Raw genomic sequence first — 13,297 nt, 5'->3', positions numbered from 1 at the left:
CGTCGGCCGTCACATGCCCCACCGCAGACCAGGGGTACTGACCGGGGCGTCCCACAGCCCGAGCAGTTCCTCGTCGATCTCGCACAGGGTGACCGAGGCGCCGGCCATGTCGAGGGAGGTGACGTAGTTGCCGACGAGGGTGCGGGCGACGGCGACGCCCCGCTCGCCCAGGACCCGCTGCACCTCGGCGTTGAAGCCGTACAGCTCGAGCAGCGGCGTCGCGCCCATGCCGTTGACCAGGACCAGGACGGGGCTGCGCGGGGCGAGGTCGGTCAGCACCGCCTCCACGGCGGCGTCGGCGATCTCGCCCGAGGTCATCATCGGGCGCCGCTCCCGGCCGGGCTCCCCGTGGATGCCGATGCCCAGTTCCAGCTCACCGGCCGGGAGGTCGAAGGTGGGGCTGCCCTTGGCCGGCGTGGTGACGGCGCTGAGCGCCACCCCGAAACTGCGGGAGCTGTCGTTGACCCGGCGGGCGATCGCCTCCACCTGCTCCAGCGGCCGGCCCTCCCGCGCCGCCGCCCCGGCGATCTTCTCGACGAACAGGGTCGCCCCCGTGCCGCGCCGGCCGGCGGTGTAGAGGCTGTCCGTCACCGCGACGTCATCGTTGACCAGCACCTTCGCGACCCGGATGCCCTCGTCCTCGGCCAGTTCGGCGGCCATGTCGAAGTTGAGCACGTCACCGGTGTAGTTCTTGACGACGAAGAGCACCCCGGCCCCGCTGTCCACGGCCGCCGCGGCCCGCACCATCTGGTCCGGCACCGGTGAGGTGAACACCTCACCCGGACAGGCGGCCGACAGCATCCCGTCACCCACGAACCCGCCGTGCAGCGGCTCATGCCCGGAGCCCCCTCCCGACACCAGGGCAACCTGCCCCGGCACGGGGGCGTCCCGCCGCACGATCACCCTGTTCTCGACATCCACGGTCAACTCGGGATGGGCGGCCGCCATACCGCGCAGCGCGTCCGCGACGACGGTCTCGGGGACATTGATGAGCATCTCCATGGGATACCTCCTGGGAAGGCCGGCAAGCCGGTCGCTGACCTGTGTCTTTGCTGGTCGGAGTGGGTTGGTGCGATATGTGGCCTCGGCGGTCCGTGACGGGATGTCGGCTCGGTCGGACGGGCGGGTGGGACTTGATCGGAACGCCGCTGTCGGCAGTATCGGCCTTGCGGCAGCGAAGGTCACGTGCGGACGCATGGGCGCGCCCCTTCCGAACGAAAAGTCGCCGGATGCCGGCGTCCTACCGGCCCTGAAGCGTCTTCTCGTCGTCAAGGGGCGTCGCCGCGCCCCGGTGCGAGTGAGAAGGCGCGGGCGCCGGGTGCCAGGGCGGCGGCGGCGGGCGCCGCGAAGCAGACGAGCGCGCAGCCCGCGAGGACCGCTGTGGCGCCGAAGGCGTCGATGGCCGGGGCGATGAGGGCGAGTCCGAGCGGGGCGAGGCCGTAGGACAGCAGGAAGTCCAGGGAGGAGACACGGGCCAGCTTGTCCGGGGCGACCTCGCGCTGGGCGGCGGTGAACCAGGGCACGTTGAACAGTTCGATGCCGATGCCCGCGACGGCGTAGGCGGCCATCACGAGGACCGGGTGCACGGGGAACACCAGGCTGAGCGGAGCGAAGCCATAGGCGGCCAGACCGGTCAGGGCGGCCCAGCCGGGCAGGCGCGGGCGCCAGCGGGCCATGAGCAGCCCGCCGCCCAGCGCTCCCGCGGTGTAGGCGGTCATCGCCCCCGCGAGCACGACCTCGGTCCCGTACTCGTCCCTGCTGACCATGGGAAGGGCGACGCCGGTCGCGGAGTAGCCGGTGGCTATCACGGCCGTCAGCGCGCCCAGACCGGCGAGGAACCAGGGGTGCCTGCGCGCCTCGCGGACACCCTCCGCGAACTCGGCCGGGAAGGATGCCCCGACCGTTCCGGCCGAAGGCCCCGGCGTCTCTTCCGCGGCCCCGGGTCGCGCACAGGTCACGGGTGCGCAGGCCGCGACCAGCCAGAGCAGCCCGATGCCCACCAGCAGTGCCCGGACGTCCAGGAAGACGGCGAGCAGCGCGGCCGAAGAGGGACCGACGAGTGTGGTGACCCGTACCGCCAGGGTCATGGCGGCGTTGGCCTGCTGCCTGCGCCCGGCGTCGACCACTTCGGCGGTGAGCGCCTGGTAGGCGGGTCGGCAGGCGCCCTGGCCGGCTCCCGCCACCGCGGCGGCCACCGCCATCAGCGGCACCGAGCGTCCCAGCCCCGCGGCGATCACCGGTGCTGCGGCTCCGGCGGCCAGCCCCGCCCACAGTGCGACGCCCCGGCGGGAGTGCCGGTCGGCCAGCACCCCGGCCACGGGCACCGCGGCGAGGAATCCGACGGTGCGCGCCGCGAGCAGCAGGCCGAGGTCGGTGGCGGCCAGGGTCCGGTCGAAGACGGCGAGGCCGAGGACGAAGGGCAGGGCCCAGGTGGCCAGGCCCGACGCGGTGGCGCCCGTCCAAAGGCGCAGGAAGGCCGAGTCGAGCAGGATCGAGGGCTGTTTCGCGGGAGGGGACTGGGCGGCGGTGGGAGGGGCGGAGGGAGTGGGCACGAGGGGGTGCTCCTGTCGTGTCGGCGGCGAGGGATCGGACGCGTACCGGCCGCAACAGCTTTGCCCCGCGGTGAGGTTGGGCGACGGGGACGGCCGTGGCACCGGGCGGGAGGCGCGACGCGGCGACAGACTATCGCAGTGATAATCATTTCCATTAGAGTGCTGCCGGTCGTCGTCCTGCGAGGGGTGTGGGGTTTCCGCGTATGAACATGTGTTCCATTTATGAGGGCCAATGAAGCTACCGCACATGCCTGCGCCCTCGGCCTCGGTGTCCTCGGCCGACGAGGACACGGGGGACCCGGCGGAGGTGGAGGCGCCCCGGCCCGCAGCGGCTGGACGAGGCCGACTCGCGTCACGGAAAGCGCTGCCGCTCACCTGCGCGGCGCTGGCCGCCCTCCTGGTGGTGTCCGTCGTCGTCGCCATCGGACTCGGTCCCGCCGTCGTCACGCCGCGGGAGACGGCCCGCCATCTGTGGGCCGCCCTCAGCGGCGGGCGCATCGGCCCCGACGAGGTGACCACGTATCAGATCATCTGGCAGATCCGTACGCCGCGCGTGCTGCTGGCGGCCCTGGTGGGGGCCGGGCTGAGCGCGGTCGGAGCGGCGATCCAGGCCATGGTGCGCAACGCGCTGGCCGACCCCTTCGTCCTCGGGGTCTCCTCGGGCGCCTCCGTAGGTGCCGTCGGGGTCACCGTCACGGGAGGGCTCGCGGCACTCGGCATCCACGCCGTCTCCGTCGGCGCCTTCCTCGGCGCACTCGTCGCCTCGCTCCTGGTGTACGCGGCATCCTCCAGCAGGGGCGCGCTGTCACCGCTGCGCCTCGTGCTGACGGGCGTGGCCATGTCCCTGGGGTTTCAGGCCGTCATGAGCCTGATCGTCTACTTCGCGCCGGACAGCGAGGCGACGAGCATGGTCCTGTACTGGACGATGGGCAGCTTCGGCGCGGCGACCTGGGGCGCGCTGCCCGTCGTCTCCGTCGTGGTGCTGGCCGGACTCGCGGCCCTGTACCGGTACGGGAGGGCGCTCGACGTCCTCTCCCTCGGCGACGAGACCGCCGCGAGCCTCGGCTTCGACCCCGACCGGCACCGCAAGGTGCTGCTGGTGCTCCTATCGCTCGTCACGGGCGTCATGGTCGCCGTCAGCGGTGCCATCGCCTTCGTCGGACTCGTCATGCCGCACGTGGTGCGGATGGTCGTCGGTGCCACGCACGCCCGCGTGCTCGCCGTGGCTCCACTGGTCGGAGCGGTCTTCATGGTGTGGGTCGATCTGGCGGCACGGACCCTGGTGGCCCCGCGCGAGCTGCCACTGGGAGTCATCACCGCGCTCGTGGGGGTGCCCGTCTTCATCGCCCTCATGCGACGCAGGGGCTACACCTTCGGAGGCCGTTGACGTGGACCTGAAACTCGATGAACTCTCCGTGGTGACGGACGGCGAGAGTCTCGTGCGCGGGCTGTCCCTGCAGGTGCCGGACGGGCAGGTCGTGGGCCTCGTGGGGCCCAACGGAAGCGGCAAGTCCACCGCGCTGCGGTGCGTGTACCGCGCGTTGCGGCCCAGCTCCGGAACCGTCTGGGTGGGCGAGCGGGATCTGACGCGGCTCCCGCTGCGCGACAGCGCCCGCACCGTCGCGGCCATGACCCAGGACGGCGGCGTCGACTTCGACTTCACGGTCGAGGAGGTCGTCGCCCTCGGACGCGCGCCCCACCTGCGCGGGAACCAGGCACTCAGTGGCCGGGAACGCGACCTGTGCGAGCGGGCGATGGACCGGCTCGACATCGGGCACCTCGCACACCGGGGCGTCCTGACGCTGTCGGGCGGTGAGCGCCAGCGCGTCCTGCTGGCCCGTGCGCTCGTCCAGGAACCGCGGATCCTCGTCCTCGACGAGCCGACCAACCACCTGGACGTCCGGCACCAGGTCGACCTGCTCTCGCTGCTGCGCGGGTCCGGACTCACCGTCCTCGTCGTCCTGCACGACCTCAACCTCGCCGCGGCGGCCTGCGACCGGATCGGCGTCCTCTCCCACGGCCGCCTGGTCGCCTCCGGCACACCCGCGGCCGTGCTCACGGCACAGCTCGTCGGCGATGTCTTCGGCGTCAGGGCCAGCGTCGTCCCCCACCCGCTGACCGGCGATCCCCAACTCCTGTACTCGCTCAACTCCACCCGCTGAAAGGCTGCTCACGCATGCGCACAACCCGAACCCCCGCCGCGCTTTGCCGGCCCGCCGCGCTCGGCTCCGTCCTGGCGGCCGCCCTGCTGCTCGGCGGATGCGGCGCCGAGGTCGAGTCGGACGCAAAGGAGTCCGGCAAGGTCACCGTCAAGCGTTGCGGTGAACCCGTCGAGTACACGGTGCCCGAGCGGGCCGTCGCCTATGAAGGCGGCAGCGCGGACAAGCTGTTCGCCCTCGGACTGACCGAGCACGTGCACGGCTATGTGATGCCTCCCGCGAATCCGCCGGTGAGCGAGTCCCCGTGGGCGTCCGAGTACGCGAAGGTCGAGATGCTCAGCGACGATCTCCTGAACAAGGAGGTCGTGGTCGAGGCCGAGTCGGACTTCGTCGTGGCCGGCTGGAACTCCGGCTTCAAGGACGAGCGGGGCATCACGCCCGAGATCCTGGACAAGCTAGGCATCCAGAGCTTCATGCACACCGAGAGCTGCTTCAACTACCCGGGACACCCCGAGAAGATGAGCCCGTTCGAGGCGCTCTACACCGACCTCGAACGCCTCGGCAGGATCTTCCGGGTCGAGAAGAAGGCCGCAGACGTCGTCGACGGGCTGAAGAAGCGCGTGTCGGCCGTCGAGGCCGAGGCCCCCGAGGGCGATCCGGTGCCCGTCTTCCTCTACGACTCCGGCACCGACCAGCCGTTCACCGCGGGCAACCAGGTGCCTCCCAACGACATCATCAAGACGGCCGGTGGCAGGAACGTCTTCGACGGACTCGACGAGCGCTGGACCCAGGTCAACTGGGAATCCGTCGCCGAGGCCGAGCCGGAAGTCGTCGTCATCCTCGACTACGGCGACCAGCCCGCCCAGAAGAAGATCGACTTCCTGCGGAAGTCCCCCCACACCAAGGGGCTCCCCGCCGTGAAGAACAACAACTTCTTCATCCTCGACTACAACGAGGGCATCAGCGGGCCGCGCAACATCGACGGCCTGGAGAAGTTCGCCACCTACCTGCGCGAACTCAAGGGCTGAGCCACCGCGTGCCACCCCCTCGCACCGACAAGGAAAGGACACCATGGACCGCCACGCGATCGGCCGCGCCCTCGTCGAGCAGTTGCCCCCACCGCTTCCCGCCGACCGGATCATCGCCCTCAACCAGCCCAAGGAGGACCTGCACACCACTCGCTCCTACGAGTGGAACGGCTGGACGTTCGACGTTCCACCCGGCGTCTTCATACCCGGCTGGACCAGCCGCCTGATCCACGAGCGCCCGCGCGACGGCCGTATCGAGACCCGCGGCCTGCGGTACGCCGCCATGGGCGTCGGCCTGGGCGTCGAGGCCGTGACGGCAGGCATCCGGGGCGCTCGGGAGATCCACGCGCTCGACGTCCACCCGGAGAGCGTGGCCGCCGCCACCCGTCACTACCGCCGCTTGGCCGGCGAACGCCCGGACACCCTGTTCGCCCCCGCGGTGAGTGACGTCTTCGACGCCCTCCCCGAGGATGCCCGGCTGGACGTGGTCACCTTCAACCCGCCCGCCGTCAGCCAGACCGTCAGCGACGACCCCGACGTCGTACGCAACGTCTGCCTGGGAGCGCCGCTGCTGGCGAGGTTCTTCGCCCAGATCGCCAAGAAGGACCTGCTGGCCCCCGGCGGCGCGGTCTACGTCATCGCCTCGAACACCGCGGACCTGCGGGCCCTGGTCCAGCACGCCCTGGACCACGGGCTCAGCCCTCGGATCGACCACCTCCACGACTGGTGTGACGGCGTGCTGACCTTCCTCTTCCGCATCACCCACGACACGCCCCGCACCGGAGGACAGCGATGAAGCACACCGAGGAACTCCTGGCCGCCGTCCGGGCGGGCGAGCACGGACCCCGCCCCGCCGGCCTCGTGGCCACCAGCGTGTTCTGGGTGCACCACGGCACCCGGCTGGCCGGCGGGAACACCACCTACCTCAACCAGTACGTCCTCGTCCGCCTGGGCGACTCCTTCGGCGGCTGTGCCTTCGAGGCCGGCGAAGTCGACCCGTCCATATGCCGCGACGCCTCCGGTGCCACCCTCGACACGCTGCTGGCCGAGGCGCCCCGCCCCCTGCGGATCGCCGCGCTCGACGCCTACCTCGGCTCTCTCCGCCCGCACCGGGAGGCGACCGGGGCCGAACCGGTCACCCTGCCCGCCGGGACACCCGAGACCCGCGCACTGGCCCGGGACGCGGCCATCGCCGGGCTCCTCGACATCGACGCCGGGGCCAAGGTCGGTCTGATCGGGGTGGTCAACCCACTCGTCGCCGCGATCCGCGAGCGCGGCGGTGACCCCCTGCTCTGCGACTTCAACCTGCGCACCACCCAGTGGGGCGACCCGGTCACCGACGACATGCACGAGGTCCTCGACTCCGCCGACACCGTCGTGGCCACCGGCATGACCCTCGGCAACGGCAGCTTCGACACCGTCCTGGCCCGCTGCCGCGAACGCGGCGTGCCTCTGGTGGTCTACGCGCAGAGCGGCAGCGCCGTGGCGCGCGCCTTCCTCGGACAGGGCGTCACCGCTCTGTCCGCGGAGCCCTTCCCCTTCTCCCAGTTCAGCGCCGAACCCACCACCCTGTACCGCTACCGGGTGGCGGCCGACGCATGAGCCGCACCCGCCCGCCGGAGGCCTCCGTCCTCGGGACGGAGGGCACCGGACGCGCCGCCTGCCATCACGGCGAGATCCTGCAAGGCGTCTTCCTCGACGAGCGGCGTCGCCCCGTCCACGGGCTGGTCACGCTGCCGATGAACGGACCGGGCAGCACCGCCCGGTTCGCGCGCCGGCCCGGCAGCGCGCCGGACGCGGTGACGGTGACACCCGCCGGCCGGACCAAGGCACGGGCGGCGGCCGTCCTCGCCGTGGGGGAGTGCGCGGCACGCCGTGACGCGGAGCCCTGCGGCGGGGACCTGACCCTCACCGGGGACCTCCCCGTCGGCCTCGGGATGGGCTCCTCCACCAGCGACGTCATCGCCACCGTGCGGGCGGTAGCCGACTCCTGGGGCGTGCGGCTGCCGGCCAAGACGATCGCCGGGATCGCGGTGCGCGCCGAAGGCGCCAGCGACCCTCTGATGCACGGCTCGCGCCCCCTGCTCTTCGCACAGCGTGAGGGCCGTGTCCTCGAAGTACTGGGCTCCGCACTGCCGCCCGCCGTGGTGGTCGGATGCACGCTCGCCAAGGGCGCACCGGTCGACACCCTCGCCCTGCCCGCCCTCCACCACGACGAGGACCTCACCGCCTACGCACACCTGCGCGGCATGCTCCGCCGCGCGGTGACCACTGCCGACACCGCCCTGCTCGGCCGGGTCAGCACCTCCAGCGCCCGCCTGCGCCAACGCGTCCTGCGTCACGAGGAGTTCCCCACCCTCGCCGCCATCGCCGCCGGCACGGGCGCCGTCGGCGTGCAGATCGCCCACAGCGGCAACGTCGCCGGCGTCCTCTTCGACCCCCGCACTCCCGGCCTGCACCACGGAGTGCGCCGGTGCACCCGCGCCCTGGAACGCGCGGGCCTCACACCGACCCGGACCTTCACCACCTTCGCGTCCCCCATCAGCGAGGAGTTCCCGTGGACGAACACATCTCGGACGCCATCGGCCGCCCGGACCTGATACGTCTCGACGACGGCCTCCTGTGCCTCCGCTTCGAGACCATGAAGGTCGTCTCCGCCCTCGCCGCCGTACGCCACCTGCTCGACACCGGAGCCGTACGACGCGGAGACACCCTCATCGACAGTTCCAGCGGCATCTACGCCTACGCCCTCGCCCTCGCCTGCCACCGCTACGGCATGCGCTGCCACATCGTCGGCTCCACCACCGTGGACCACAGCCTGCGCACCCAGCTCGACGTACTCGGCGCCCACCTGGAGCAGATGCCGCCCAGCAGCAGCCTCGAACTCGACCAGAACCGCCGTGTCGCCCGGGTCCGCGAGATCCTGCGCGAGAATCCGCACTACCACTGGATGCGCCAGTACCACGACGACATCCACTACCTCGGCTACGAAGCCGTCGCCGAGCGGATACACGACCGGATCGGCGGCGACCGCCTCACCTTCGTCGGCGGAGTGGGCTCCGGGGCCTCTACCGGCGCCCTCACCCACTACCTGAGGAAACGCTCCGTCGACGTACGACTGGTGGGCGTCCAGCCGTACGGGAGTGTCACCTTCGGCAGCGAGCACGTCGCCGACCCGGAGATCATCATCGCCGGCATCGGCAGCTCCATCCCCTTCGGCAACGTCCGCCACGACCTCTACGACGTCCTGCACTGGCTCGCCTTCGACGCCGCCCTCGCCGGCAGTGTCGACCTGCTGCGCCGGCACGCCGTGTTCGCGGGCCTGTCGACCGGAGCCGCCTATCTCGCCGCCCAGTGGGAACGTCGTGAAGTGACCGGCGGAGCGGTCGTGTTCATCGCCGCCGACACCGGTCACCGATACGTCGACACCGTGTTCGCCCGGCATCGCGAGGCCGCCCGGATCGATGCCCTGGCCCCGCGGCCGGTACGCGGCACGGACGAACTGGCCCTCCCGTGGTCACGTATGAGCTGGAACGGGTCACCCGCGCCGGAGGGAGCGGTCGCCGAGCAGGACCTCACGGTGACGTGGCGTCACGGCGGGACCGGGTCCCGGCGCCACCCGTAGGGGTCCGGCGGCGCGGCGCCACCGGCCCGGTCCGGTCGCTTCACGAGGGCTGCCAGAGATGGGACAGGGCCTGCGGGGTGAGTACCCCCTCGGGCGGGCCCTGCCCCACCAGCCGCCCCTCCCGCAGGAGCAGGCAGGCGTCGGCCGAGCGAGCGGCCTCCAGGTCGTGCGTGGCCTGGACGACGGTCGTGCCGTCGGCGACCAGGTCCGTCAGCAGCGCCGTGATGCGTTCCCGGGCCTCGGGATCGAGTCCGGTGGTCGGCTCGTCCAGGAGCAGCAGGTCGGACTGCTGGGCCAAGCCCTGCGCGATCAGGACGCGTTGGCGTTGTCCGCCCGACAGATCGCCGAGCTGGCGGGCGGCGAGGTCGTGGACGCCCAGTCGTTCCATGGCGGAGTCGACCACGGTTCGGTCCCGGTGGGTCAGCCGCCGCCACGGGCCCCGCTCGTTCCAGCGGCCCATCTCCACGGTCTGCCGGACCGTGAGGGGGAGTGTGTCGCCGACGGCGCCGCGCTGCGGGACGAAGGCCGGAGGGCGGCCTTCCGCGTACCGCAGCTGCCCGGATGTGGCATCGATCACGCCCGCGAGTACGCCGAGCAGCGTGGACTTCCCGCTGCCGTTCGGCCCGACGAGTGCCGTCATGGCCAAGGCCGGTATGTGTGCGGTGAGTTGACGCAGTACCGGACGGCCGGAGTAGCCCGCCTCCAGTTCGCTGAACCGGACGCGTTCGGTCCCTGGCTCCTCGCCGGGCAGTCGCGATGAATGTTTATTGAACATGATTGTCATTGTAGGGTCTGCGTATGGAGTGGTTGACGGCCCCTTTCGAGGTGGCCTTTGTGCAGCGGGCCCTGTGGGCCGGGGTCCTGGTGTCGGCGATATGCGCCCTGGCGGGGACGTGGGTGGTGCTGAGGGGGATGGCCTTCCTCGGCGACGCCATGTCCCACGGCCTCCTGCCGGGCGTCGCGGTCGCTGCACTGCTCGGAGGCAATCTGCTGGTGGGGGCGGTGGTGAGCGCGGCCGTGATGACGGCCGGCGTCTCCGCCCTCGGCCGCACTCCGAGGCTGTCCCAGGACACCGGCATCGGCCTGCTGTTCGTCGGCATGCTGTCCCTCGGCGTCATCATCGTGTCGCGCTCCCAGTCGTTCGCCGTGGACCTCACCGGGTTCCTCTTCGGTGACGTCCTCGCGGTACGCGAGAGTGACCTGTTCCTGCTCGGGGTCGCGCTGCTCCTGGCGCTGGTCGTCTCGGTGCTGGGCCACCGGGCCTTTCTGGCCCTCGCGTTCGACGACCGCAAGGCCAGGACGCTCGGCCTGCGCCCCCGTCTCGCACACGCGGTGCTGCTGGGCCTGCTGGCTCTGGCCATCGTGGCCTCGTTCCACATCGTGGGCACGCTGCTCGTCCTCGGCCTGCTCATCGCCCCACCGGCGGCGGCCCTGCCCTGGGCACCAAGTGTGCGCGGCGTCATGCTCCTCTCTGCGGTCCTCGGCGGGGCCGCCACCTTCGGCGGCCTGCTGCTCTCCTGGCATCTGGGCACCGCGGCCGGTGCGACCGTCTCGGCCCTCGCGGTCAGCCTCTTCTTCCTGTCCCACCTGGCGTCGGGAGTCCAACACCGACGTCGTGCACACCGCGACGGCCCTGCCGCCCGAGCCGCCGCGTTCACCGCGCACACCCCCACGACCCGACCGAACGAAACCTGAGGCGATCTCCTTGTTCGTCCGAAGCAAAGCCACCCCCCTGATACCGGCACTCCTGTCCGTGGCCCTGCTGACCGCGGGGTGCGCGGGCCAGGAGGGCGCCGAGTCCGGGCCCGGAAGCCCTTCCGCCTCCGCCACCCCCCACGGCTACGTCGAGGGGGCCACCGAGGCCGCCGAGCAGCAGTCCCGGCTCCTTCTCGGCGACCCCGGCACCGGCGACACCCGGGTGCTGGACCTGATCACCGGCAAGGTCCACGACACGGCGCGCAGGGCCGGCGCCACCGAACTCACCACGGACGGCCGCTTCGGCTACTTCCACGGCGCGGACGGCACCCGCATCCTCGACAGCGGCGCGTGGATGGTCGACCACGGAGACCATGTGCACTACTACCGCGCGAAGATCCAGGAGGTGGGCGAACTCCCGGGCGGCTCCGGCACGAGCGTCCGCAGCGACGCGGGCGCGACGGTCGTCACGGCGGCGGACGGGAAGGCGCGTGTCCACTCCCGTGCCGATCTGGAGAAGGGCACCCTCGGCACCCCCCGCCGGATCCCGGGCACCTACGCCGGGCCCGTCGTGCCGTACGCGGAACATCTGATCGCCCTCACGCGTGACGGTGACGCTCCCGCGAAGGCCGTCGTGCTCGACCGGTCCGGCAAGCACGTCGCCGCCCTCGCGTCCGAGTGCGAGGATCCGGAGGGCGACGCCGTCACCCGGCGGGGGGTCGTCCTCGGCTGTGCCGACGGCGCTCTCCTCGTCCGGGAGGAGGACGGCACCTTCACCGCCGAGAAGATCGCCTACGGCGAGGACGTGCCGGAGCCGGAGCGGGCCGCCGAGTTCCGGCACCGTCCGGACAGCGGCACCCTCACCGCGTTCGCGGGAGGGAACGCCGTCTGGGTCCTGGACGTCACGAAGAGGGCCTGGACCCGAGTGGAGACCGGCCCCGTGGTCGCCGTCAACACCGCGGGCGAGGGCTCGCCGCTGCTGGTCCTGGAGACCGACGGAGCACTGCACGGCTACGACATGTCCACCGGCAAGGAGACCACGGTCACCGAACGCCTGCTGACGGACGCCCCCGAGAGGGCCACCGGCGAGGCCCCGGCACCGGTGATCGAGGTCGACCGCAGCCGGGCCTACCTCAACGATCCCACGGGCAAGCGCGTGTTCGAGATCGACTACAACGACGGCCTCCGTGTCGCCCGCACCTTCGACCTGGACGTCCGGCCGTCCCTGATGGCGGAGACGGGCCGATGAGCGCGCGCGTGCGGGCGGCGCGGCTGCGGGCCCTGCTGCTCACCCTGGTCACCTTCTTCGTCCTCGCCGGCACCGCGACCGGTTGCGCGAGCGGCGGCGACGAGCGGCCGCGGGTGGTGGTGACGACCAACATCCTCGGTGACATCACCCGGGAGATCGTCGGGGACGAGGCGGACGTCAGTGTCCTCATGAAGCCCAACGCCGACCCGCACTCCTTCGGCCTGTCGGCCGTGCAGGCCGCCGAGTTGGAGAACGCGGACCTGGTCGTCCACAACGGCCTCGGCCTGGAGGAGAACGTACTGCGGCACGTGGCGGCGGCCCGGGCATCGGGAGTGGCCACCTTCGCGGCCGGCGAGGCGGCCGACCCGCTCACCTTCCACGTCGGCGAGGAGGGCGGTCCCGACGACGAGGCGGGCGAGCCCGACCCGCACTTCTGGACCGACCCCGACCGCGTGCGCAAGGCGGCCGGTCTGATCGCCGACCACGTCGTGGAACACGTCGACGGCGTGGACGAGAAGGCGGTCCGGGACAACGCCGAACGCTACGACGGACAACTCGCCGCCCTCACCGCCTGGATGGAGAAGTCGTTCGCCGCCGTCCCGGAGGACCGCCGCGCCCTGGTGACCAACCACCACGTCTTCGGTTACCTCGCCGACCGCTTCGGCCTCCGCGTGATCGGCGCGGTCATCCCCAGCGGCACCACACTCGCCTCACCCAGTTCGTCCGACTTGCGCTCCCTCACCCGGGCCATGGAAGAGGCCAGGGTGCGGACCGTCTTCGCCGACTCCTCCCAACCCTCCAGGCTCGCCGAGGTACTGCGCCAGGAGATGGGCGGCGACGTGGACGTCGTCCCGCTGTACTCCGAGTCGCTGACCGAGAAGGGCAAGGGCGCCGCCACCTACCTGGAAATGATGCGCGCCAACACCTCGGCCATGGCCGAGGGCCTCAGCGACGGCTGACCGGCTTCCCAGGGCCGGCGCACTGGCCGC

The 13,297-nt window shown here is 71.8% G+C and carries 13 protein-coding genes; 10 read left to right on the top strand and 3 right to left on the bottom strand.

Going from position 1 to position 13,297, the window contains the following annotated elements; translation table 11 throughout:
* Positions 1-9 precede the first annotated feature (9 nt).
* Complete coding sequence (gene dhaK / locus ACZ6IM_RS05795; protein ID WP_052837228.1) at positions 10-1,002, bottom strand: dihydroxyacetone kinase subunit DhaK; 993 nt, start codon at positions 1,000-1,002, stop codon at positions 10-12.
* A gap of 266 nt (positions 1,003-1,268) precedes the next feature.
* Positions 1,269-2,471, bottom strand: a complete 1,203-nt coding sequence (locus tag ACZ6IM_RS05790; RefSeq protein ID WP_469555232.1) for an MFS transporter — start codon at positions 2,469-2,471, stop codon at positions 1,269-1,271.
* A 328-nt stretch (positions 2,472-2,799) separates the two neighbouring features.
* On the opposite strand from ACZ6IM_RS05790, the gene ACZ6IM_RS05785 reads away from it, so the two are divergent.
* Genes ACZ6IM_RS05785 through ACZ6IM_RS05755 form a run of 7 tightly spaced genes read left to right on the top strand, consistent with a single transcriptional unit; the run spans position 2,800 to position 9,364 of the window.
* The gene (locus ACZ6IM_RS05785) at positions 2,800-3,939 is read left to right on the top strand and encodes a FecCD family ABC transporter permease (RefSeq protein ID WP_469554465.1); all 1,140 of its coding nucleotides are present in this window, start codon (positions 2,800-2,802) and stop codon (positions 3,937-3,939) included.
* A 1-nt stretch (position 3,940) separates the two neighbouring features.
* Complete coding sequence (locus tag ACZ6IM_RS05780) at positions 3,941-4,714, top strand: ABC transporter ATP-binding protein (RefSeq protein ID WP_052837230.1); 774 nt, start codon at positions 3,941-3,943, stop codon at positions 4,712-4,714.
* 14 nt (positions 4,715-4,728) lie between these two features.
* Entirely contained in the window at positions 4,729-5,739 is a 1,011-nt protein-coding gene (locus ACZ6IM_RS05775) for an ABC transporter substrate-binding protein (RefSeq protein WP_052837231.1), read from the top strand.
* A gap of 43 nt (positions 5,740-5,782) precedes the next feature.
* Complete coding sequence (locus tag ACZ6IM_RS05770) at positions 5,783-6,535, top strand: class I SAM-dependent methyltransferase (protein ID WP_469554462.1); 753 nt, start codon at positions 5,783-5,785, stop codon at positions 6,533-6,535.
* Entirely contained in the window at positions 6,532-7,341 is an 810-nt protein-coding gene (locus ACZ6IM_RS05765) for a Rossmann-like domain-containing protein (protein ID WP_052837233.1), read from the top strand. Before ACZ6IM_RS05770 ends, ACZ6IM_RS05765 begins: the two co-directional genes overlap by 4 nt.
* A complete protein-coding gene (locus ACZ6IM_RS05760; protein WP_469554460.1) occupies positions 7,338-8,339 on the top strand; it encodes a GHMP family kinase ATP-binding protein in 1,002 nt (333 codons plus the stop codon). Before ACZ6IM_RS05765 ends, ACZ6IM_RS05760 begins: the two co-directional genes overlap by 4 nt.
* Positions 8,297-9,364 carry a pyridoxal-phosphate dependent enzyme gene (locus ACZ6IM_RS05755; RefSeq protein WP_052837235.1) on the top strand — a complete coding sequence of 356 codons (1,068 nt, stop codon included), beginning with the start codon at positions 8,297-8,299 and terminating at the stop codon, positions 9,362-9,364. The genes ACZ6IM_RS05760 and ACZ6IM_RS05755 overlap by 43 nt, the downstream gene beginning before the upstream one ends.
* 40 nt (positions 9,365-9,404) lie before the next feature.
* Here the strand turns inward: ACZ6IM_RS05755 and aztA are convergent, their stop codons facing one another.
* Positions 9,405-10,148, bottom strand: coding sequence for a zinc ABC transporter ATP-binding protein AztA (gene aztA / locus ACZ6IM_RS05750; protein WP_469554459.1), 744 nt, complete (start codon positions 10,146-10,148; stop codon positions 9,405-9,407).
* A gap of 14 nt (positions 10,149-10,162) precedes the next feature.
* Here aztA and aztB point away from each other — a divergent pair, with 14 nt between their 5' ends.
* From aztB to aztC, 3 genes are read left to right on the top strand one after another with little or no spacing between them, the layout of a single operon-like run.
* A complete protein-coding gene (aztB, locus tag ACZ6IM_RS05745; protein ID WP_469554457.1) occupies positions 10,163-11,059 on the top strand; it encodes a zinc ABC transporter permease AztB in 897 nt (298 codons plus the stop codon).
* A 10-nt stretch (positions 11,060-11,069) separates the two neighbouring features.
* The gene (locus ACZ6IM_RS05740; RefSeq protein WP_469554456.1) at positions 11,070-12,308 is read left to right on the top strand and encodes a PQQ-binding-like beta-propeller repeat protein; all 1,239 of its coding nucleotides are present in this window, start codon (positions 11,070-11,072) and stop codon (positions 12,306-12,308) included.
* Positions 12,305-13,267 (top strand): zinc ABC transporter substrate-binding protein AztC, encoded by a 963-nt coding sequence (gene aztC, locus ACZ6IM_RS05735; protein ID WP_052837238.1) that lies wholly within the window; start codon positions 12,305-12,307, stop codon positions 13,265-13,267. The genes ACZ6IM_RS05740 and aztC overlap by 4 nt, the downstream gene beginning before the upstream one ends.
* The last annotated feature ends 30 nt before the right edge of the window (positions 13,268-13,297 follow it).

This window comes from Streptomyces sp. NPDC042336 (assembly GCF_055581985.1).
This window is presented reverse-complemented; position numbering and strand designations above follow the sequence as displayed.